Source organism: Nocardioides lianchengensis (genome assembly GCF_900101465.1).
GTDB lineage: Bacteria > Actinomycetota > Actinomycetes > Propionibacteriales > Nocardioidaceae > Nocardioides > Nocardioides lianchengensis.
In genome coordinates this window covers 1-2,767 of record NZ_FMZM01000023.1, presented here as the reverse complement: position 1 = coordinate 2,767, position 2,767 = coordinate 1, and the positions used below count along the sequence as shown (strand labels likewise).

The following is a 2,767-nucleotide window of genomic DNA, read 5'->3' as shown; positions in this document are numbered from 1 at the left end:
GAGGCGACCATCGAGATGCTGTAGGCCTCCTGCCCGCTGGAGCAGGCGGCCGACCAGACGCGCAGCTGGCGGCTCGGCCGGCTCTTCGCGAGGGTCGGGAAGACGGTGGTCTTCAGCGTGTTGAACGGGTCCGCGTCGCGGAACCAGGACGTCTCGTTGGTGGTCAGCGCCTCGACGACCGCGCGCAGCGCGGCCGGGTTGCGGCGGCTCTGGAGCTCGGCCACGTAGCTGTCGACGTCGGTGTGCCCGGCCGCCTTGGCCAGCGGGATGAGCCGCGACTCGACCAGGTACTCCTTGCCAGCGTTCAAGACGATGGCGCTCTCCGTGCGTACGACGTCGCACACGAAGGAGAAGGAGGCCGTGCTGATGCTCATGAGTTCCGTCCCGTCATGACGGCGATCCCGGACGGCACCAGCCGTCGCGCGATCGCGGCTGCGATCTGATCCAGCGGAAGGATCTCCTCCGCCAGGCCTGCGCCGGCGATGGCGCCGGGCATTCCCCAGACCACGGACGTGGCCTGGTCCTGGGCGACGACGCTCCCGCCGGCTGCGACGATCGGGGCAGCGCCCTTGGCGCCGTCCGATCCCATGCCGGTGAGGACGACGGCGAGCGTGGCCGCCCCTGTGACGTGTGCCGCACTGCGGAACAGCACGTCGACCGCGGGCCGGCAGAAGTTCTCGGCGGGCCCCTGGGAGAGCTTGGTGACCAGGCCGCGGGCGTCGCGGACGACCTCCATGTGGAAGTCACCCGGCGCGATCGCGACCATGCCCGGTCGGAGCACCTGGTTGTGCTCGGCCTCGACGACGTCGAAGCGGGTCTGCCGGTCGAGGCGCTGCGCGAACTGGCGGGTGAAGAGCGGCGGCATGTGCTGGACCAGGGCGATCGGCACCGGCAGCGGCGGGAGGGCCGCGAGCAGCTTCTGGACCGCGTCCGGACCGCCGGTCGAGCTGCCGACGACGAGGAGCTTGTGGCCACCGGCCGGCACGGGGGCGGCGGGGCGCAGCGACACCGGGCCGCCGGTCGGGGCGGGGCGAGCGGTGGCGCCGGCCTGGGGCGCGGCGGCGAGGCCGCGGGACGGCACGAGCGCCTTGATCCGGGGGATCAGCGCGTCCCGGACCTGCTCCATCGAGCGGCCGACGCTGCCGACGTTGGCCGGCTTGGCGACGTAGTCGGAGGCACCGGCGGCCAGGGCGTCCAGGGTGGCGGAGGCGCCGCGCTCGGTGAGGGTGCTGAACATGATGATCGGGACGGTGTGACCGGCCGCGCGGATGCGTCGTACGCCCTCGATGCCGTCGACCTCGGGCATCTCCACGTCCATGGTCACCAGGTCGGGGCGCAGCTGCTCGATCTTCTGCAGCGAGGCGCGGCCGTTGATCGCCGTACCGACGACCTCGATCGCGGGGTCGTCGTTGAGGACGCCGCTGACGAGCCGACGGATGACCACCGAGTCGTCGGTGACGAGCACACGGATCTTGCTCACGTGGGTGTCCATTCCTGTCGGTGGCCGCGGCACCAGCGGAGTGGCGGTGCGTCCGAAGCATCGGCGCGCCGACGGGCGACCTGAGGAAGTAGGACGGCGGCCTACGCCGCGGGCCCGGCCTCGCGCCAGGGGCGCAGCAGCACGTCCGCGGTCTCGTCGGCGAGCAGGTCGGCGGCGACGGTCGCCTGGACCACGCCGGACAGGGCGTTCCAGACGCCGTACGCCGCGTCCTGGAGCGTGAAGCCGGCCTGCCGGAAGGCCATGGCGGCCGCGAGCTGCGCGTCGGCGCCGGCGCGCAGCCGGTCGGCGAGCGAGAGGGCCCAGGTGGCGTCGTGCATCGCGGGGGCCCACTCGGCGGTGCGGGCGCGGTGGCGCTCGACGCTCTCCCGCCAGGCCCGGCGGGTGGCCTCGTCGGCCGAGAGCAGGTTCTGCAGCACGGGGTCGACGGCCGGCACGGCGGTGCGGCCGGGGTCGTCGGGGAGGTCCAGACCGGCCTGGAGGAGCGGCCGGCTCATGGCGCGGCGCACGTCCGGGGGGAGCTCCTCGCCGAGGAAGGCGGCGACGGCGGCGTCGGACAGGACGTCGGCCGCCAGGGAGGCGACGGGGTCCTGGGAGAGCAGGCCGCCGGCGCCGATCCAGGTCCAGTCGAGCAGGTCGCGCCGGACCAGTCGGTCGACGGCGTCGGCGTCGCCGATCCGGCTGGTCTCGAGGCGACGCAGCAGCGTGGTGTCCCCGCCGGCGGCTCCGTCGAGTGCAGCCCCGGCCAGGCCGAGGGCGGTCCCGATCTGCCAGGGCGCGTCCTCGCTGGCATCGGGCACGCGCGCACGGCGCCAGTCCTCGCGGACCCGGTCGCCGGGGTGCACATCGGCCAGCCGGTCGACCTCGGGCGGCCCGATGACCAGCCCGGCGCGCAGCACCACGGCCACGCGTTCACCCCCGGGCGAGCGGGTCAGGTCGAAACCGACGGTCGACGAGCCGACGAGCGAGTACACCAGCGCATCATGCCTTGAACTGGCCGACGGTCGTCCGGAGCGATCCCGCGAGGCGGGCGAGCTCGTCGACGGCGGTGCGGGTCTGGGCCAGCGCCTCGGTGGTGCTCTCGGCCGCGGCCGAGACACCGGAGATGTTGGCGGCGATCTCGCCGGAGCCGGTGGAGGCCTCGGCGACGTTGCGGCTCATCTCGTTGGTCGTGGCGGTCTGCTCCTCCACCGCCGCGGCGATGGTGTTCTGGTAGTCGTTGATGCTGGTGATGATCTCGGCGATCTCACCGATCGCCACCACGGCACC

Annotated in this window: 3 protein-coding genes and 1 pseudogene; all 4 read right to left on the bottom strand. The window is 73.7% G+C overall.

Translation table 11 applies throughout. From position 1 onward, the window contains the following. Positions 1–374, bottom strand: a 374-nt coding sequence (locus BLT76_RS25260) for a CheR family methyltransferase (RefSeq protein WP_280139661.1), incomplete at its 3' end; no start/stop codon positions are given. Then, entirely contained in the window at positions 371–1,480 is a 1,110-nt protein-coding gene (locus BLT76_RS25255; RefSeq protein WP_090861087.1) for a protein-glutamate methylesterase/protein-glutamine glutaminase, read from the bottom strand. The genes BLT76_RS25255 and BLT76_RS25260, both read right to left, overlap by 4 nt. A gap of 101 nt (positions 1,481–1,581) precedes the next feature. Then, positions 1,582–2,472 carry a hypothetical protein gene (locus BLT76_RS25250; RefSeq protein ID WP_090861086.1) on the bottom strand — a complete coding sequence of 297 codons (891 nt, stop codon included), beginning with the start codon at positions 2,470–2,472 and terminating at the stop codon, positions 1,582–1,584. Positions 2,473–2,479: 7 nt separating this feature from the next. Next, positions 2,480–2,767: pseudogene (locus BLT76_RS25245) on the bottom strand (methyl-accepting chemotaxis protein); the annotation flags it as partial.